Origin of the sequence: Streptomyces lanatus, from assembly GCF_014655715.1 — a bacterium.
GTDB lineage: Bacteria > Actinomycetota > Actinomycetes > Streptomycetales > Streptomycetaceae > Streptomyces > Streptomyces lanatus.
Map to the genome: position 1 here is coordinate 450,177 of NZ_BNBM01000005.1, position 18,274 is coordinate 468,450.

The 18,274-nt window shown below is 71.0% G+C and carries 17 protein-coding genes; 10 read left to right on the forward strand and 7 right to left on the reverse strand.

All coding sequences use genetic code 11. From position 1 onward, the window contains the following. Nucleotides 1-135: 135 nt before the first annotated feature. Genes IE325_RS16915 through IE325_RS16930 form a run of 4 tightly spaced genes read left to right on the forward strand, consistent with a single transcriptional unit; the run spans nt 136 to nt 3,721 of the window. Entirely contained in the window at nt 136-987 is an 852-nt protein-coding gene (locus IE325_RS16915) for a transporter substrate-binding domain-containing protein (protein ID WP_190070727.1), read from the forward strand. After that, complete coding sequence (locus tag IE325_RS16920; protein ID WP_190070728.1) at nt 984-1,817, forward strand: amino acid ABC transporter permease; 834 nt, start codon at nt 984-986, stop codon at nt 1,815-1,817. Before IE325_RS16915 ends, IE325_RS16920 begins: the two co-directional genes overlap by 4 nt. Then, nucleotides 1,814-2,608 carry an amino acid ABC transporter ATP-binding protein gene (locus tag IE325_RS16925; RefSeq protein ID WP_190070729.1) on the forward strand — a complete coding sequence of 265 codons (795 nt, stop codon included), beginning with the start codon at nt 1,814-1,816 and terminating at the stop codon, nt 2,606-2,608. Before IE325_RS16920 ends, IE325_RS16925 begins: the two co-directional genes overlap by 4 nt. Before the next feature lie 21 nt (nt 2,609-2,629). Continuing rightward, nucleotides 2,630-3,721, forward strand: coding sequence for an amidohydrolase family protein (locus tag IE325_RS16930; RefSeq protein ID WP_190070730.1), 1,092 nt, complete (start codon nt 2,630-2,632; stop codon nt 3,719-3,721). 109 nt (nt 3,722-3,830) lie between these two features. On the opposite strand, the gene IE325_RS16935 is transcribed toward IE325_RS16930, so the two are convergent. Continuing rightward, a complete protein-coding gene (locus IE325_RS16935; protein WP_229911841.1) occupies nt 3,831-4,232 on the reverse strand; it encodes a carboxymuconolactone decarboxylase family protein in 402 nt (133 codons plus the stop codon). A 274-nt stretch (nt 4,233-4,506) separates the two neighbouring features. Between IE325_RS16935 and IE325_RS16940 the strand changes: the two genes are divergently transcribed. From IE325_RS16940 to IE325_RS16965, 6 genes are all read left to right on the forward strand, one after another. After that, the gene (locus IE325_RS16940) at nt 4,507-5,415 is read left to right on the forward strand and encodes an SCO1860 family LAETG-anchored protein (RefSeq protein WP_190070732.1); all 909 of its coding nucleotides are present in this window, start codon (nt 4,507-4,509) and stop codon (nt 5,413-5,415) included. A 152-nt stretch (nt 5,416-5,567) separates the two neighbouring features. Further along, nucleotides 5,568-6,422, forward strand: a complete 855-nt coding sequence (locus IE325_RS16945) for an ABC transporter permease (protein ID WP_190070838.1) — start codon at nt 5,568-5,570, stop codon at nt 6,420-6,422. Then, nucleotides 6,419-7,306 carry a carbohydrate ABC transporter permease gene (locus IE325_RS16950; protein ID WP_190070733.1) on the forward strand — a complete coding sequence of 296 codons (888 nt, stop codon included), beginning with the start codon at nt 6,419-6,421 and terminating at the stop codon, nt 7,304-7,306. Before IE325_RS16945 ends, IE325_RS16950 begins: the two co-directional genes overlap by 4 nt. A gap of 29 nt (nt 7,307-7,335) precedes the next feature. Then, a complete protein-coding gene (locus IE325_RS16955; RefSeq protein WP_190070734.1) occupies nt 7,336-8,973 on the forward strand; it encodes an extracellular solute-binding protein in 1,638 nt (545 codons plus the stop codon). Nucleotides 8,974-8,993: 20 nt separating this feature from the next. Next, complete coding sequence (locus tag IE325_RS16960) at nt 8,994-10,040, forward strand: LacI family DNA-binding transcriptional regulator (protein WP_190070735.1); 1,047 nt, start codon at nt 8,994-8,996, stop codon at nt 10,038-10,040. Nucleotides 10,041-10,157: 117 nt separating this feature from the next. Further along, complete coding sequence (locus tag IE325_RS16965; protein WP_190070736.1) at nt 10,158-12,005, forward strand: DUF2264 domain-containing protein; 1,848 nt, start codon at nt 10,158-10,160, stop codon at nt 12,003-12,005. On the opposite strand, the gene cobC is transcribed toward IE325_RS16965, so the two are convergent. The 6 genes from cobC to cobM are packed head-to-tail and all read right to left on the reverse strand — an operon-like array spanning nt 11,965 to nt 18,255. Continuing rightward, nucleotides 11,965-13,017, reverse strand: coding sequence for an Rv2231c family histidinol phosphate aminotransferase CobC (gene cobC, locus IE325_RS16970; RefSeq protein WP_190070737.1), 1,053 nt, complete (start codon nt 13,015-13,017; stop codon nt 11,965-11,967). The genes IE325_RS16965 and cobC overlap by 41 nt on opposite strands. Then, nucleotides 13,007-13,927, reverse strand: a complete 921-nt coding sequence (locus IE325_RS16975; protein WP_190070839.1) for a sirohydrochlorin chelatase — start codon at nt 13,925-13,927, stop codon at nt 13,007-13,009. The genes cobC and IE325_RS16975 overlap by 11 nt, the downstream gene beginning before the upstream one ends. Continuing rightward, a complete protein-coding gene (locus tag IE325_RS16980) occupies nt 13,921-14,514 on the reverse strand; it encodes a precorrin-8X methylmutase (RefSeq protein WP_190070738.1) in 594 nt (197 codons plus the stop codon). Before IE325_RS16980 ends, IE325_RS16975 begins: the two co-directional genes overlap by 7 nt. Beyond that, nucleotides 14,511-16,205 (reverse strand): precorrin-3B C(17)-methyltransferase, encoded by a 1,695-nt coding sequence (gene cobJ / locus IE325_RS16985; protein ID WP_190070739.1) that lies wholly within the window; start codon nt 16,203-16,205, stop codon nt 14,511-14,513. Before cobJ ends, IE325_RS16980 begins: the two co-directional genes overlap by 4 nt. Further along, nucleotides 16,202-17,440 (reverse strand): precorrin-6y C5,15-methyltransferase (decarboxylating) subunit CbiE, encoded by a 1,239-nt coding sequence (cbiE, locus tag IE325_RS16990; protein WP_190070740.1) that lies wholly within the window; start codon nt 17,438-17,440, stop codon nt 16,202-16,204. Before cbiE ends, cobJ begins: the two co-directional genes overlap by 4 nt. Beyond that, entirely contained in the window at nt 17,437-18,255 is an 819-nt protein-coding gene (gene cobM / locus IE325_RS16995) for a precorrin-4 C(11)-methyltransferase (RefSeq protein WP_190070741.1), read from the reverse strand. The genes cbiE and cobM overlap by 4 nt, the downstream gene beginning before the upstream one ends. Nucleotides 18,256-18,274: the final 19 nt, after the last annotated feature.

Here is an 18,274-nt window from a genome sequence, read left to right on the forward strand (position 1 = left end):
TCGTAGAAGTTCTGGGCGGTGGAGGTCTACTCCGCCGATCTTAGGTAGAACGGCTCCACAGCCATCGGTTTGGTTTGAGGTACTCAAACCCTTCCTTATAATCGGAACCCACAGTTCCCTGACAGGAGGCTCCCCGTGAAGACGACCCTCGGGCGCCGGACCCGCGTTCTGGCCGCCACCACCGCGACGGCCGGGCTGGTGCTCGTGGCCGGCTGCTCCTCCGACGACAGCGGTGGCGGTGGCACGAAGACGGCCGCCGGCGGTGTCGAGCTCGTCAAGGCGGGCCAGCTCACCACCTGCACCCACCTGCCCTACCCGCCCTTCCAGTCGGAGATCGACGGCAAGGTGCAGGGCTTCGACGTCTCGCTGATCGACCTGGTCGCGGACGACCTGGGAGTGAAGCAGGTCATCGTCGACCAGCCCTTCGAGAACTTCAAGACCGGCGGCTCTCTCAACGCCGGCAGCTGCGACCTCGCCGCCGCCGGCATGACCATCACCGAGGAGCGCAAGAAGAACGTCGACTTCTCCGACCCGTACTTCGACGCCACCCAGGCCGTCCTGGTCGACAAGAAGAGCGGCATCACGTCCTTCGCCGGTCTCAAGGGCAAGAAGGTCGGCGCCCAGGCGCAGACCACCGGTGAGGACTACGCCAAGAGCAAGGGCCTGGACCCGGTGTCCTTCGAGTCCTCCGACGCCGTCATCAACGGCCTGCGCTCCGGCCAGGTCGAGGCCGTCGTCATCGACTACCCGGTCGTCCAGGGCTGGCTGAAGGACAAGGCCAACGCCGACGCCTTCAAGGTCGCCGAGCAGGTCAACACCGGCGAGCAGTACGGCTTCACGGTGAAGAAGGGCAACACCAAGCTCCTCGCGGCCATCAACAAGGCCCTCACGGACGCGAAGGCCGACGGTACGTACAAGAAGCTGTACGAGCAGTGGATCGGGCCGTACGACCAGGCCGCCGCGTCCGCTTCTCCGTCCGCCTCATGACCGGCGCGGACGTACCGCTCCAGCCCAGGAAGAAGGGCCTCACCCGGCGCCAGAAGCGCAGTCTGTCGCGCGGCGTCCAGTACGTCGTCTTCGTCGCGGCCGTGGTCGCCTTCGCGGTCGCGGCCGACTGGGGGCGGCTGAAGAACCAGTTCGCGCAAGGGTCCATCGCCCGGGAGATGTTCCCGGACGTCATCACCCTCGCGCTGAAGAACACCGTGCTGTACACCGTGTCCGGCTTCGCCGTCGGACTGGTCCTCGGCATGGTGATCGCGCTGATGCGGCTGTCGTCCGTGGGGCCGTACCGCTGGCTCGCCGGTATCTACATCGAGATCTTCCGCGGCCTGCCCGCCCTGCTGATCTTCATCTTCATCGGGGTCGCCGTACCGCTCGCCTTCCCGGGGACCGAGATCCCGGGCGGGACCTACGGCAAGGTCGCCCTCGCGCTCGGCCTGGTCGCCGCCGCCTACATGGCGGAGACCATCCGCGCGGGCATCCAGGCGGTGCCCAAGGGGCAGATGGAGGCGGCGCGCTCGCTCGGCTTCTCGCCGGCCCGCGCCATGATCTCGATCATCATCCCGCAGGCGTTCCGGATCATCCTGCCGCCGCTCACCAACGAACTCGTCCTGCTGTTCAAGGACTCCTCGCTGGTGCTGTTCCTCGGTGTCACGCTGGAGGAGCGCGAGCTGTCGAAGTTCGGCCGTGATCTGGCCAGCCAGACCGCCAACTCCACGCCGATCCTGGTCGCGGGCCTGTGCTATCTGCTGGTCACGATCCCGCTCGGCTTCGTCGTACGCCGTATGGAGGCCAAGGCCCAGGAGGCCGTCAAGTGAGTACCAGGGCAGAGATCGAAGTCCGCGGCCTGCACAAGTCCTTCGGCGACAACGAGGTGCTGCGCGGTATCGACCTGGAGATCGGGCAGGGCGAAGTCGTGTGCGTCATCGGCCCGTCCGGCTCGGGCAAGTCGACGCTGCTGCGCTGCGTCAACCTGCTGGAGGAGCCCAGCAAGGGGCAGGTCTTCGTCGGCGGCACCGAGCTCACCGACCCGGACGTCGACATCGACGCCGTACGCCGCCGTATCGGCATGGTCTTCCAGCAGTTCAACCTGTTCCCGCACCTCACGGTGACCGAGAACCTCAGCCTGCCGCAGCGCCGGGTCCTTGGGCGCGACAAGGCGACCGCCGCGAGGATCGCCGCCGAGAACCTGGAGCGGGTCGGTCTCTCCGAGAAGGCGACCGCCTACCCGGCGTCCCTCTCCGGCGGCCAGCAGCAGCGCGTCGCCATCGCCCGCGCGCTCGCCATGGGCCCCGAGGTGATGCTCTTCGACGAGCCGACGTCCGCGCTCGACCCCGAGCTGGTGGGGGACGTCCTCGCCGTCATGCGCATGCTCGCCAACGAGGGCATGACGATGATGGTCGTCACCCATGAGATGACCTTCGCCCGCGAGGTCGCCGACCGGGTCGTCTTCATGGACGGCGGAGTGATCGTGGAGGACGGCACCCCGGCCCAGGTCATCGGCAACCCGACCCACGAGCGGACCCGCCACTTCCTCTCCCGGCTGCTGGACCCGGCGATGGCCGAGGTCGAGGAAGAGACCTCCGACCAGGTGGGCAAGACCGAGTAGCGGGTCATTAGTGTGCGGTACATGAGCGAACGCGCGGTGCTGCACGTGAAGGGCCGGATCCTCGTCGGTCCGGACGACGTCCGGGACGAGCTGTGGGTCGTCGACGGGCGGATCTCCTACGACCGTCCCGTCGACGCCCGGGACATCCGTACCGTCGAGGGCTGGGCCCTGCCCGGCCTCGTCGACGCGCACTGCCATGTCGGGCTCGGCGCGCACGGACCGGTCGACGACGACGTGGCGGAGAAGCAGGCCCTCACCGACCGCGACGCGGGCGCCCTGCTGATCCGCGACGCCGGCTCGCCCTCCGACACCCGCTGGGTCGACGACCGCGAGGACCTGCCGAAGATCATCAGGGCGGGCCGGCACATCGCCCGCACCCGCCGCTACATCCGCGGCTACGCCCATGAGATCGAACCGGAGGACCTGGTCGCCTATGTCGCCCAGGAGGCCCGGCGCGGCGACGGCTGGGTCAAGCTGGTCGGCGACTGGATCGACCGCGACCTGGGGGATCTGGCCCCCACCTGGCCCCGTGCGGCGGTCGAGGCGGGCATAGCCGAGGCCCACCGGCTGGGCGCCCGGGTCACCGCGCACTGTTTCGCCGAGAGCTCGCTGCGCGATCTGGTCGAGGCGGGCATCGACTGCATCGAGCACGCGACGGGGCTGACGGAGGAACTGATCCCGTTGTTCGCCGAGCGGGGAGTCGCCATCGTCCCCACGCTCGTCAATATCGCGACCTTCCCGAAGCTGGCCGACGGGGGCGAGTCGAGGTACCCGCGCTGGTCGGCCCATATGCGCCGGCTGTACGAACGCCGTTACGACACGGTGCGCTCCGCCTACGACGCCGGGATCCCTGTGTTCGTCGGCACCGACGCCGGTGGCACGCTGCCGCACGGGTTGGTGGCGGCGGAGGTGGAGGAGCTGGTCACTGCTGGGATTCCTGCGGTGGAGGCGCTTGCGGCTACGACGTGGGGGGCTCGGGCTTGGCTGGGGCGACCGGGGCTTGAGGAGGGGGCTGCGGCCGATCTCGTGGTGTATGAGAGTGATCCGCGGGCTGATGTGCGGGTGTTGGGGGCGCCTCGGCGGGTGGTGTTGAACGGGCGGGTGCTGGGCTGAGTCAGGTCGTCGTTTGTCTGCGGGGCCGGTGGGGGCTGGTCGCGCCCACGTGGCGGAGCCGCAAATCGATACGGCCCCGCGCCCCTGAAGGGCGTGGCCGAACCGCGACTCAAGAAGCCGCCGCCTCCGCGAACACCTCCCGCGCGACCCCATAACTCTCGAACGCCCTTGCCGCCCCCGCATACGCCTCGATATGGATGAACGCCTCCACGATCTCCTCCGGCGTGACCCCGTTGTTGAGCGCGATGCGCAGTTGCCCGCGCAGTGGTTCGAGCGTGCCCAGGGTCGCGGCGATCGTCACCGACAGCAGGGCGCGGGTGCGGGTGTCGAGGATGTCGGTCCGGGGCCATGCGTCGCCGAAGGTGTGCACCGTGGCGAGGCGCTTGAAGTCCGCCGCGTTGGCGGGCTCTCCCGCGCCGGGCTCAAGGAACCGTTCCAACGGCATGCCGAGCAATCGCTCGGCCGTCCGGAGCGCGGTCGTGTAGTCCCGGTCCTCGGTTTCGTCAGCCATCATGCTTCCCTTCGCGCCGGACAGTCTGTTGACTCAGCGTAACCAGTCGTCGCTCCATATCGTTGCGCACTCCCGCCCCCGCGCCCACCGTCAACGCGCGCGCTCGCACACACGGGGATACAGAGGTGACTTCGGGGAACACCCGTGCCTGGAGAATCGAAAATCTTCACGGGGAAGTCACGTTGGAGTGAACTGGCAGCGGAATGCTGACTGTTCACTCTCAGTGCGCAATTCTTGCCGGGTCCCGAGCAAGTCTCCACTGGGGGTCCCCACCTTGAACGGCAAGAATTTCCGCTTCCCCGTACGCCGTCTCGCCACCGTCGCGACGGCCACCGCCCTGACCGCCGGTCCCGCGGTCCTGGCCGCCGCGGGCACCGCGCACGCGACCGGTGACGAGGGCCGTGCGAGCGCCGTGGTGCTGCGCACCGGGCTCGACGTATCCCTGCTCAACAAGACCGTGAACGTCCCGCTCGCGGTCTCCCTGAACGAGGTCCAGGCGCCGCAGAGCGCCGAGAAGACGACGCTGACGGCCAAGCTGAACGGCGTCGACGGCGGCCAGCGCTTCAGTGTCCTGGACGCCGAGGTCGCCAAGTCGAAGGCCACGGTCGAGGACGGCAAGGCCGAGGGCTACACCAACCTCGCCCACGCCAAGGTCCATGTCCCCGGTCTGCCGCTGCTCTCGCTCATCGAGGTCGGCGAGGTCACCTCCAAGGCCACCTGTGAGGCCGGGAAGGAGCCGACCGCGTCGTCCAACCTCCTGGGCGACGTCACCGTACTGGGCAAGAAGGTCACGCTCACCGCCGGCGGCACCACCAAGGTCGAGGTGCCGGGCGTGGGCGAGGTGCGGCTCGACTACTCCAAGACGGAGCAGACGTCCCGTACGGCCGCCGCCACGGCCCTCGAACTCAAGGTCTCCGTCAACCCGTTGAAGCTGAACGTCGCCGACGTCCAGGGCACCCTGACCCTGGCGAAGGCCACCTGCGAGACCCCGGCCGAGCCCGCCGCGCAGACCGACCCGGGGACCGACCCGGCCGGCGACGTGAAGCCCCAGGGTGAGGCCGCCGACGAGGGCCTCGCCGAGACCGGCGGCAGCTCCATGACGCCGTACATCGCGGGCGGCGCGGTCGCACTGCTGGTCGCGGGCGGGGGAGCGGTGGTGCTGGCCCGGCGCGGCAGGAACTGAGCGGCCGCCGGAGCCGTACGGTCAACAGCCCTTCTCTGTCAGGGCTGTTGACTGCCGACTGAAAACGTTTTAACTTCCCCTCACTTCGTCTTCGAGAGGTGAGGGGACCCGTGGAGCGTAAACGCTTTCAATCCCGTGCGCTCCTCCTGCTCATGCTCCCCGGCCTCGTCTACTTCCTGCTCTTCCACTACGGCGCCCTGGCCGGCAACCTCATCGCCTTCAAGGAGTACGTCCCCTTCGACGGCCTCTGGGGCAGCCCCTGGGTGGGCCTGGGCAACTTCCAACGGATGTTCCAGGACGCGGCGTTCTGGGACGCGGTCCTGAACACGCTGTGGATCGCCGTCCTCCAGCTCGTCTTCTACTTCCCGGTGCCCCTCGCCCTCGCCCTGCTGCTGCACAGCCTGACCTGGAGCACGGTCCGCCGGTTCGTGCAGTCGGTGGCGTATCTGCCGCACTTCATCTCGTGGGTGATCGTCGTCGCCCTGTTCCAGCAGGTCCTCGGCGACACCGGACTGCTCAACAACGCCCTGAGCGGCGCCGGACTGCACACCGTCGACATCATCGGCGACCCCGACGCCTTCCGCCCGCTCGTCGTCGCCCAGGTCATCTGGAAGGACGCCGGCTGGGGCACGATCATCTTCCTCGCCGCGCTCTCCCAGGTCGACGAGCAGCAGTACGAGGCCGCCGCGATCGACGGCGCGGGACCCTGGCGTCGCTTCTGGCATGTCACGCTGCCCGCCATCCGCCCGGTGATCGTGCTGCTGCTGATCATGCGGCTCGGCGAGATCCTCTCCGTCGGCTTCGAGCAGATGCTGCTCCAGCGCGACGCGGTCGGCCCGCAGGCCGCCGAGATCATCGACACCTTCGTCTACTACCAGGGCATCGTCGGCGGCGACTACGGATTCGCCGCCGCCGCGGGCCTGTTCAAGGGCGTCATCGGCGCGCTCCTCGTCTACGCCGCCAACAAGGTCGCCCACCGCCTCGGCGAACAGGGGGTCTACAAGTGAGCACCCAGGTCCGTCCCGGGTGGATGGAGAAGCCCAAGCCGGTCACCCAGGCCGCGAAGGCGGTGGCCCTCGTCGCCGTCGTGCTCCTGGTCTGCGTCCCGTTCCTCGTCATCGTCTCGACCTCGCTGGCCTCCACCGACGAGGTCGTCGCGAACGGCGGCTGGGTGCTGTGGCCCACCGAACCCACCCTCGACGCCTACCGCGACATCCTCGACGGCGGCATCGTCACCCACGCCCTCGGCGTCAGCGCGGGCGTCACCCTCGCCGGCACCCTGCTCAGCCTTGCCTGCACGGTGACTCTTGCCTACGCCCTGTCCCGCCCCGGCGTCTTCGGCGGCCGCCCCGTCCTCCTGCTAGTGCTGTTCACGTTCCTCTTCCCGCCCGGCATGATCCCGAGCTTCCTCCTCGTCAAGGAGCTGGGCCTGCTGGACAGTTACGCCTCGCTGGTGCTGCCCGTCCTCGTCAACGTCTTCAACCTGGTCGTCCTGCGCGGCTTCTTCCAGGGCATCCCCGAGGAGCTGTACGAGGCGGCACGCCTGGACGGGGCGGGGGACTGGCGGGTGCTGTGGTCGGTCGTGCTTCCGCTGTCGAAGGCCGCGCTCGCCGTCGTGGGGCTCTTCTACGCGGTGGCGTACTGGAACTCCTGGTTCTACGCCTCCCTCTACCTGGAGAGCGACCACTGGCCCCTCCAGCAGGTCCTGCGCACCTACGTCATCGCGGGCTCCGGACTCACCGACGCCACCACCGGCGAGGGCACCGTCACCGCGCCGCAGACCGTGCAGATGGCGGTCCTGGTGATCGCCACCGTGCCGATCCTGATCGTCTATCCCTTCCTGCAGAAGTACTTCACCAAGGGCGTGCTCACCGGCGCCATCAAGAGCTGACCCCAGCCGACAACGAGGTGATTCCATCCATGGCACGCATATCCCGACGTACCCTGCTCGGTTCCCTGGCGGTTGCCTCCGTCCCCGGCGCGCTGACCGCCTGCTCCACCGGCTCCGGCGACAGCGACATCTCCAACGCCGGCAAGAAGCTGGCCCCTTGGCCGGCGTACCGGCCCGCGAAGGGCCCCAAGCCCGACCTCGCCCCCACCAACGCCGGGGTCCAGGCCGGCTACACCTCCTACCCCACCGACCTGGTCCGCTCCGTCGCCCGCACCCCTGGCGACGGCTCCACCGTCAAGGCCATGTCGGTGTCCTTCGGCACCCCGCCCAAGCCCGCCTCCGCCAACCGGTTCTGGGCTGCCGTGGAGAACGCGCTCGGCGTCAAGATCGAGTACACGATCGTCTCCCAGGCCGACTACCAGAAGAAGATGGCCACGGTCATGGCCGGCGACCCCGACACCCTGCCGGACATCATCAACGTCTTCTCCGGCTTCGTCCTGCCCCGCGAGGCCGAGTTCGTACAACGGCGGGCCGAGGATCTGACGCCGTACCTCTCCGGCGACGCGATCGCCGACCACCCCAACCTCGCCAACATCCCCACCCACGCCTGGCGCGACATGGGCCGCATCGGCGGCCGTATCTACGGCATCCCGCTGGAGCGCCCACTGCCCGGCTCCACGCTCTGGATCAACCAGGGCATGTTCGCCGACGCGGGCATGGAGGAGGGCTGGACCGCCGAGGACTTCGCGGCCGTCGCCAAGAAGGCCACCAGCGGTCGTAGGTTCGCCCTCGGGGCCGCCCAGGGCTCCCTGTTCGGCAACGCCGTCCACGCCGCCGCCCACAACGCGCCCAGCGAATGGGCCGTCACCAAGGACGGCACCTTCCAGCACTGCTGCGCCGACGAACGCTACAAGGCGGCGATCGCCTTCCAGGCCAAGCTGCGGGGAAGCGGCTCCTACTACCCCGACTCGACCTCCGTCTCCCAGATCGACCTGACCACCCTCTTCTACAACGGCACCGTCGGCTCCATGCAGGACGGCTTCGGCGCCTACCTGCCCAAGTACCTGGAGGCACCCGACGGTCTGACCCCGGCCGCCGCTCTGCCGTACAGCGTCGACGGCAAGCCCGGCGGGATCGTCGCCGCCCGCCGCTCCTTCGGATACACCGTCCTGAAGAAGGCCAAGAAGGAACGCATCCAGCTCCTCCTCCGCGTCCTCGACTACCTCGCCGCCCCCTTCGGCAGCCAGGAGTGGGAACTCGTCCACTACGGCATCGAGGGCACCCACTTCACCCGGGCCGCCGACGGCTCACCCGAGCCCACCAAGCTGGGCGAGGTCGAGAACAACACCAACCTGCCGCTGAAGTACCTCGCCGAAGGCCCCCAGGTGCTGTTCGTGCCGGGCAAGCCGGATGCCGTACGGGCCCTGCACGCCTGGCAGGAGAAGACCGTGCCGTACGCCATCCGCAACGCCTCCTACGGCCTTCAGTCCCGCACCAAGAACTCCCAGGGCACCACCCTCAAGGCCCTCCTCGACGACACCGTCACCGGGATCGTCGCCGGACGGCTGCCGCTGTCGGAATGGGACGCGGTGGTGAAGAAGTGGCGTGCCCAGGGTGGCGACAGAATGGCCGAGGAATTCGCCAAGGACCATGCGGCCAATACGTGACGCGGGGGATGGAGAACGGCATGACGGGCAAGGGAAGGGTCACGATCCGCGAGGTCGCCGAACGGGCGGGCGTCTCGATCGCCACGGCGTCGCGGGCGCTCAGCGGCAACCATCCGGTGCCGGTGGCGACCCGCTCCCGCGTCCTGCGCGCCGCCCGTGAGCTCGACTACGTCGCCAACGCCCATGCGAGGGCCCTCGTGGGCGCCGGGCGCAAGATGGTCGCCGTCGTCGTCCGCCAGGTCACCAGCCCCTTCTACGCCCAGGTCGCCGAGGGCGTGGAGGCGGAGGCCGCCGACCGGGGCTGGCTGTGCGTCGTCGGCGCGACCGGTGGGGATCCGCAGCGCGAGATGGAGTTCGTGCAGCTGATGCGGGAGGAAGGGGCGCGGCTGGTGATCCTGGTGGGCGGGGTCGTCGAGGACGACGCGTATCGCTCGCGTGTCGCGCATTACGCGCAGGCGCTGGACGCGTCGGGGGCGCGGCTGGTGCTCTGCGGTCGGCCGGCGCCGGATCCCGAAATCCCCGCGCTGGTCGTGGAGTTCGACAATGAGGCGGGGTCTCGGGCTGTTACCGGGCATCTGCTGTCGGCCGGGCATCGGCGGATCGTCTTTCTCGGGGGGTTGCCCGGGAACACGGCTCTGGACGCGCGGGTCGCGGGGTATCGGGCGGCGCTCGCGGAGCATGGGGTGCCGGCGGGGGATGCGCGGGTCGTCGATTGCGGGCTGGGGCGGGGGGCCGGGTTGCGGGCCATGGGTGAACTCCTGAAAGAGACGCGGGAGTTCACTGCCGTTGTCGCCGGGGACGACATGGTCGCGGCGGGGGCGTTGAGGGCGATCGCCGAGGCCGGGTTGCGGGTGCCGGAGGATGTGTCGGTCGTGGGGTACAACGACATTCCGCTTGCCGAGGACTTCAATCCGCCGTTGACGACTGTGCGGACTCCTGCGGAGGAGTTGGGGCGGGCTGCGGTGCGGATCGCTCTGCGGGATGCGGAGGGGGGTGGCGGGGGGCGTCATTTGCTCGGTACGCACATTGTGGTCCGCGGTAGCGTCGCGGCGCCTGGGGGGTCGTAGGCGGGTGCGGGCTGGTTGTGGCTGGTCGCGCCCACGCGGCGGAGCCGCATATCGATACAGCCCCGCGCCCCTAAAAGCCCCCCGGGCGCCCCTGGCTCATGGAGGACCGAACCTCGTATGACCGCGACGCACAGCCGTCTGTCGGCTCACCTCACCGGCTGGACCCGTGCCCAATGGGAAGCCGTCGCCGATCGGCTTCTGGATGGGCTCGTCCCGTATGCGACGCCCGGCTTCGCTCAGTACCGCCTTCCCGGGCCGGCCAGCCACTCGGGTCCCTGGTCCGACGGGCTGGAAGGATTCGCTCGGTCCTTTCTCCTCGCCGCCTTCCGTATCGCCGGCTTGGACGGCCGTGTCGGACCCGCGCTCATCGAGCGTTACGCCACCGGCCTCGCCGCCGGTACCGATCCGCACCACCCCGAGCACTGGCCGCCCATCACCGATCGCGCCCAGCCGATGGTCGAGGCGGCCTCCATCGCCGTAGCGCTGCATGAGTCGCGGCGTTGGCTGTGGGATCACCTCGATGACGGAGTGCGGCAGCGGGTGTGCGAGTGGCTCGGGGGGTTTCTCGGGGCCGACGTCAATGACTCCAACTGGCGGTTGTTCCAGGTCATCGCGGAGGAGTTCCTGGCCTCCGTGGGGGCGCCGCACCGTCGGGACGAGATCGATGCGGGGCTTGCGCGGCTCGAGGACTGGTATCGGGGTGGGGGGTGGTACACCGATGGTGAGGGGCGGAAGTTCGACTACTACAACGCCTGGGCGCTGCAGCTGTATCCGGTGCTGTGGGAGCGGATCGCGGGGCCGAGGGCGGACCCGGCGATCGTGGCCCGGCATCGGGAGCGGCTGCGGGAATTCCTCAACGTCCACCAGTACTTCTTCGGGGGCGACGGCGCCCCGGTCCACCAAGGCCGTTCCCTCACCTACCGTTTCGCCACCACCGCCCCGCTCTGGGCCGGTTCCCTCGCCGACGCCAACCCGCTCCCGCCCGGCCGCACCCGGCGTCTCGCCTCCGGCGCGCTGAAGCACTTCGTGGAACGGGGCGTGCCCGATGAGCGGGGCCTGCTCACGCTCGGCTGGTACCGGCCCTTCGGTCCCGTCACCCAGCGCTACTCGGGCCCCGCCTCCCCGTACTGGGCGAGCAAGGCCTTCCTGGGGCTGTTGCTGCCTGCGGACCACCCGGTCTGGACGGCACCCGAGGAGCCCGCGCCCGTCGACACCGAGGACCACTGCCTCGCCCTGCCCGCCCCGGGCTGGCTGCTGCACTCCACCGCCGCCGACGGGATCGTACGGCTCGTCAACCACGGCAGCGACCGGCTCCCGCCCCCTCCGGCGACCGGCGACGACAGTCCCCACTACGCCCGGTTCGCCTACTCCAGCGCGACCGCGCCCGAGACTCCCGGGCCCGACAACCACATCGCCCTGCTGGCCAAGGACGGCACCCCGTCACCGCGCGGGCGCATCCGGCCCCTCGGCGTCCAGGGGCGGCGGGCGGCGTCCGCGCAGGACGGGGGGATCGAGACCGTCAGTCTGGTGCGCGGGGCTTGGGAGGTGCGGGTGCATCGCATCGGCGGGCCGAGAGATATGCCCGTGAGGGAGGGGGGTTGGGCTGTGGCCGATGACGGCTCACCTCCCGACATCCACATCGGTCCGGCCCGAGCCGTGGCCCGCCGAGCGGACGGGCTGACCAGCGCGCTCGTCGGACTCTACGGCTGGGACGGTGCGGAGGCGACCGTCGTGCGGGGCGTCGACACCAATGCCGTGGGCCGCCACTCGGCGACCCCGGTGTTCCAACTGCCGTACGCGCCCCCACTGTTGGTCACCCTCGTCGTACTGAGCGCCGACCCTCACCTGTCACTCACCGGAGCCGATGCGACCGTCACCGCCGACGGCAACGTCGAGGTCCGCTTCCCCGACGGCACCCTGGCGCTCAGCCCAACGCCGACCTCAGCGCCCGCAGAAACCCGCTGACCGTGGCCCGGTCCCGTACCGCGAGCCGTAGCCACTCCTCGCCGAGGCCGGGGAAGGTGTCACCGCGTCGGACCGCGTACCCGAGGTCGCGCAGGCGCCGGCGTACGGTGGCCGCCTCCGGCAGTCGTACGAGGACGAAGGGACCCTCGGCCGGTTCGACCACCCGGAGTCCGGCCGCCGCGAACTCGCCGAGCCCCGCGACGAGATGGGCCCGGTCGGCGGCGATACGGTGCGCCGCGTGGGCCGCCTCCGCCAGTGCCCGGGGCGACACACAGGCTTCGGCGGCGGTGAGCGCGGGCGTGGAGACCGGCCAGAGCGGCTGGGCGCGCTCCAGGTCGGTGATGGTCTCCGGGGCGGCGAGGATGTAGCCGATGCGCAGGCCTGCCAGGCCCCAGGTCTTGGTCAGACTGCGGAGTACCACGAGCCCCGGCACGTCCGTCCGTGCCGCCAGCGCCTCCCGTTCGTCCGGTACCGCGTCCATGAACGCCTCGTCCACCACCAACGTCCGCCCGGGGCGGGCGAGTTGGGTGATGGAGGCGGCCGGGTGCAGTACCGACGTCGGGTTGGTCGGGTTGCCGATCACCACCAGGTCGGCGTCCTCGGGGACGGCCGCCGGGTCGAGCCGGAAGCCGTCCTCCGCCCGCAGCAGCACCCGGTCGACGGTGTGCCCGGCGTCCCGCAGGGCGGCCTCCGGTTCCGTGAACTGGGGGTGCACGACCACCGGCCGACGCACCTTCAGCGCCCGCGCCAGCAGCACGAACGCCTCCGCCGCCCCCGCCGTCAGCAGCACCCGCTCCACCGGCAGCCCGTGCCGCGCCGCCACCGCCGCCCGCGCGGCCCGCCCGTCCGGGTAGGCCGCGAGCGAGCCCAGTGACTCGGCGATGCGCTCGCGCAGCCACGCGGGCGGGGTGTCCGCGCGGACGTTCACGGCGAGGTCGACCAGCGCCGAGCCGTCGTCACGGACCTCGGAGTCCCCGTGGTGCCGCAGGTCGTGAGGGTCCTCAGTGGGCATGGGAGTGCGCGCCGTGATGGTGGTGGCCGTGGTCGTGGTGACCGTCGTCGTCGGGGTGGAAGTGCGGCTGCTGGGGCATGCCGACCTTGTCCTCGAAGCCGGGCAGCGCGATGCGGTACACGCAGGAGTCGCAGTTCATCCGCAGATCGCCCTTCACGGCCTCCTCGTACCGCTCCATCACGAGGTCGAGAAGCTCGGGCTCAGGACCGATGACGTCCGCCGAGCGCACCTCCACCTCGGGGTGCGCCTCCGCCCAGCCCTCGGTCTGCTGCCGGACCCGGTCCGGCAGGATGCCGGTGAAGAGGAAGTAGGGGAGGACTACGATCTTCGACGCCCCCAGCTTCACGCACCGGTCCAAGCCGCTCGGTACGTCCGGTGCCGCGAGCGACACGAACGCCGTCTCCACGCCCGCGTAACCGCGCCCCTCCCACAGCAGCCGCGCCGCCTTGTGCACCTCGGCGTTGGCGTCCGGGTCGGTCGAGCCGCGCCCGACCAGCAGCACGGTCACATCCCCCCGGCTCTGCAGGTCACGCCCGCCGAGGGCCTCGTCGAGCCGCCGCTCCAGCACCGACAGCAGCGACGGGTGCGGGCCCAGCGGACGGCCGTAGGTGTACGAGATCCCGGGGTGCCGCTCCTTCTCGCGGGCCAGCGCGGCCGGGATGTCGCCCTTGGCGTGCCCGGCGGAGACCAGCATGAGCGGCACGGCGGCGAACCGCCGCACGCCCTGCTCGACCAGCTCGGTGACGGCGTCGCCCAGCGGCGGCGGGGAGAGCTCGATGAAGCCGCCCGCGACGGGCAGTTCGGGGTGGCGGCGGCCCAACTCCCGTACGAAGTCGCGGAACGCTTCGGCCCCGGCGTCGTCCCGGGTGCCGTGACCGGCGATGAGCAGGGCGGGCGGGGTGGTCACGATTTCTCCTCGGGATGGGTGACGGGGTGGTGGTAAAGGAGGGCGTTGAGTGCGGCGGAGGCCACCGCCGAACCGCCCTTCTCGGACACGTTGCTCACGGCGGGCAGCCCGCTCTCGCGCAACGCGGCCTTGGACTCGACCGCGCCGACGAAGCCGACGGGCAGCCCGATGACGAGGGCGGGGGAGGCGTCGAGGGTGAGCAGCTCCTCCAGGGCGGTGGGCGCGTTGCCGATCACCCAGAGCGCGCCGGGCCCGACCTGCTCGTAGGCCAGCCGGATGGCGTGCGCCGAGCGGGTCAGGTCCGGGCCGGCCACGGCGTCCTTCAGCCGGCACACGGTGTCGCGGCGGGTGATCCCGGCCGCCACCATCTCGACGTCCACGACGACCGGCGCCCCGGAGTGCAGCGCGGCATGCGCCTTCTCCAGCTCGCCCTCGTCCATGACGAGATCCGTCGCGTAGTCGAGGTCGGCGGCCGAGTGGATGACCCGCTCCACGACCGACCTGGTCAGCGGCGGGAAGTGCGAGGTGTCCAGGCGGGCACGCAGCCGCCGGTACGACTCCACCTCGATCGGATGCACGACGCGGTTCACTCGGCGCCCTCCCGCCCCGTCTGCCAGCGGTAGCCGCGCGGTGTCACCATGCGGCCCGCGATGTCCCGGGTCGCCGTGTTGCCGACGGTCACGACCGTCATCATGTCGACCGTCGCCGGGTCCAGGGACCCCAGGGTCGTCAGCCGACTGGACTCGTCCGGCCGCGACGCCTGCCGTACGACACCGACCGGCGTCGTCGGCTCGCGGTGCTCGGCGAGGATCGCGAGGGCCTTCGGGAGCTGCCAGTCGCGGCCGCGTGAACGCGGGTTGTAGAAGGTGACCACGATGTCCGCCTCGGCCGCCGCCCGCACCCGCCGCTCGATGACCTCCCACGGTGTGTGCAGGTCGGAGAGGCTGATCGACACATGGTCGTGGCCCAGCGGGGCGCCGAGGATCGCGGCGGCGGCGAGGGCGGCGGTCACGCCCGGAACGCCTACGACGTCGATGTCGTCGGACGCCTCGGCCAGCGCGGGGGAGGCCATGGCGTACACGCCCGCGTCCCCGCTGCCGATCAGCGCGACGGCCTGTCCACGCCGGGCCTCGGCCACCGCCGTACGCGCCCGCTCCTCCTCGGCGCCCAGCCCCGACTCCAGGATCCGGGTGCCGGGGCGCAGCAGATCGCGGATCTGGTCGACGTACTGGTCGAGGCCGACCAGCACCGACGCCCGCCGCAGCTCCCCCTTCGCGCGCGGAGTCAGCAGGTCCCGGGCGCCGGGCCCGAGCCCGACGACCGCGAGCCGCCCGCGCCCAGGACGCCGTACGACGGCACAGGTCGCCATGGCGGGGGACGCCGTGGACTTGCGCTTGGGGACGAGGAGTTCACCGCCGCCGAGCAGGGCCGCGGCCTCGGCGACGGAGGGGGTTCCTACGGCGGCGAGCGGTGCGTCGGAGGGGTTGGGGACGTCGATCGCGGCCAGTGCGTCGGCGGGGTGGGTGACGAGGGGGACGCCCAGGTGGGCCGCCGCCTCGACGATGCCGGGTTCGTCGGCCTTGGCGTCGACGGTGGCGAGTTCGGCGAGGGAGGCGGGGGAGAGGCCGGCGTCACGGAGAGTGTCGGTGATGAGGGTCAGTACCTCGTCCACCGGCGCCCCCTTGGAGGCCCCCACGCCGACGACGAGGGTCGGCGGACGCAGCACGACCTCGCCGTCGCCGGGCTCGACCAGCCGGTCCGTCAGCCGGATGGTGTACGTCCCCTCGGTGCCGACTTTCAGCGGCGGCAGGGGCCACTCGACATCTGCCCTCAACGCCACTGCCTCCCCGTCCAGCAGTGCCCGCGAGACCCCGGAGACATCGCCCTCCACCGGGAAGCCGAGGGTGTCCAGACCGGGTATGTCCACGGCATCGGTCGCCGTAGTCACCACCGGCTCGACGCCCAGCAACTCCCCGACCTCCCGGGCGAGTTCATTGGCGCCGCCGCCGTGTCCGCCGACCAGCGACACGGCGAACCGCCCGCCCTCGTCGACGCATACGACACCCGGGTCGGTCGCCTTGTCGCCCAGCAGCGGGGCGATCAGCCGGACGACCGCGCCGGTCGCCAGAAAGCAGACGAGCTGCTCGCACTCCACGAACGCGCGCCGGACGGCGTCCCCGACGGGCACGTCGTCGTAGCTGCGCACGCGGTCCGGCCACGCCGCGGCCAGCCGGTCGTGTGCCGCCGCCCCCGCCGCGGTGGCGGAAATGAGGCCGATCACTGGGCAACTCCCTCTCGATCCAGGGGCTTTCGGACACCCCACAACAGGAAAACCGGATTGGTGGCCGCCAGCCGGGTCACATCGCCCGGCAGCGGCGCGAGCCGGGACGACTGCAACAGCACCCCGTCGCAGTCGAACCCGGCACCGGTCAGCGCCTCGCGCGCGGTCGGCACCCGGTCCAGGGCCGCCATGGCGACCACGACCGCACGCCGGGCGCGCCGCGCGCACGCGGTGACGATGGCCGGCAGTTCACGTCCCCCGCCGCCGATGAACACGGCGTCCGGATCGTCCAGGTCGGACAGGACGGTGGGCGCCGCGCCGTGCACGACATGGACGTCGACGCCGTGCGCGACTGCGTTGGCACGGATCCGCTCGACCCCGTCCAGGGTCTTCTCCACCGCGGTGACGGCGGCACCGAGCCGCGCGCACTCCACGGCCATGGACCCGGAACCCGCGCCGACGTCCCAGACCAGTTCGCCGAGCCGGGGCCCGAGGCGGGCCAGCGCGAGCGCCCGTACCTCGAACTTGGTGATCATCGAGTCCCGGTGGGCGAACTCGCCCTCGTCCAGCGCCCAGGAGGCGGGACCGGAGCCGGGCCCGGCGATGGTCCGCACGCCGCCGAGAGCCCGCTCGGGGTCGAGACACAGCACGACGCTCACCGACGTACCCCAGTCACGGGCGGCGGCCTCGGCCGGCGTCACCCGCTCGATCCGCTCGTCCGCGGAGCCCAGCGCGGAGGCGACGACGAGCACCCTCGGCTCGGTCTTGCGGCCGAGCGCGGCCCCCAGTTCGGCGGGCCCGGCGCCGGGCCCGGTCAGTACGGCCACCTTCGGACGCGCCCGGCACACATTCACAGCCGTCCGTAGATCCCGCCCATGCGCGCTGACGACGACAGCGTCGTCCCACGGCAGCCCGACCCGCGCGAAGGCGGAGGCGACGGACGACACCCCCGGCCGCACCTCCAGCCGCTCCGCCCCGAACCGCTCGGCGAGCACCCGCACGATCCCGAAGAACCCCGGGTCACCGGAGGCCAGCACGACCACGCGCCGATCCTTCTCGACGTACTCGGCGATGGTGTCGAGGGCGGGAGCCAACGCCCCGAGCACGACACGCTCGACACCATCAGGCAGCCGTACGGCATCCAGATGCCGCCGCCCGCCGACGACCAGCTCGGCCCCGGCGAGCACGTCCTCGGGAAGCGGCGCCCCCGTCCCCGTACCGACCACGGTGATCACGTACTGGCCCCCCGCTCACGCAGCGCCCGACGGGCCTCCGGGTCGGCCTTGCGGTACCCGTGGAAGTGACCGGGGTGGTAGAGATGCGACCGCGTGCCGTGGGCGTCGAGGGCAGGCCCGACCAGGAACAAGGTGTGCTTCCACAGCTTGTGCTCCTTGACGGTCTCCTCCAGCGTCCCGATGGTGCACCGCACGATGAGTTCCTCCGGCCAGGTCGCCTGATAGGCGACGACGACCGGCGTGGACGTGGGATACCCGCCCTCCAGCAGCTCCCGCACGAGCTGCCCGCTACGGGCGGCCGACAGGAAGATCGCCATGGTGGTGCCGTGCTTGGCGAACTCCCGGACCTCCTCCCCGGGAGGCATCGGCGTCTTCCCTCCCCCCAGCCGGGTGAGTACGACGGACTGCGCGACCTCGGGGATGGTCAGCTCGCGCTGGGCGAGCGCGGCGACGGCGGAGAAGGCGGAGACACCGGGAACGATCTCGGTGGCGACACCGAGCGCGGCACACCGGTCGAGCTGCTCCTGGGTACCGCCCCAGAGGGCGGGGTCACCGGAGTGAATGCGGGCGACATGCAGCCCTTCGTCCCGGGCCCGCTCATACACGGCGACGACGTCTTCGAGGGACATGGTGGCCGAGTCGAGGATCTCGGCGTCCTCACGGGCGTGCTGGAGGACCTCCGCCTGGACCAGGCTGGCCGCCCAGATCACGATGTCTGCCTCGGCGATGGCTCGCGCGGCACGGAACGTCAGCAGATCGGCGGCGCCGGGGCCGGCACCGACGAAGGTCACTTTGCCGGTGGGGGCATCGGCCATGGGGAAGTCTCCTAGAGGG